The 255-nt window shown below is 31.4% G+C and carries 1 protein-coding gene; it reads right to left on the bottom strand.

The window, feature by feature from the left end:
• On the bottom strand, positions 1–195 hold a 195-nt coding region (locus tag NE665_RS24865), incomplete at its 3' end, for a group II intron maturase-specific domain-containing protein (protein WP_347285945.1).
• Positions 196–255: the final 60 nt, after the last annotated feature.

The raw sequence follows: 255 nt of genomic DNA, 5'->3' as shown, positions 1-255 counted from the left end.
AATGCTCCCTATCTTAAAATAGTTTATCCATCCTCTTACTATTTGGTTTACTTTTGTAAATGTTATAGCTAATGGTCTTGAAACTGCTTGTTTTCTTTTAAGATACTTTTGTATCTTGGTATACAAGTGTTTCTTTCTATCTTTTGTAGGTGCACATTTCCATTCTTGGCTATTCTTATAAAATGTAAATCCCAAGAATTGTCCTTTTGTTGGTCGGACCACTTTTGTCTTTGTTGCACTAACTTTCAAGAATAA

The organism is Clostridium sp. DFI.1.208, assembly GCF_024463855.1.
Classification (GTDB): Bacteria; Bacillota_I; Bacilli_A; order Erysipelotrichales; family Erysipelotrichaceae; genus Clostridium_AQ.
This window is presented reverse-complemented; position numbering and strand designations above follow the sequence as displayed.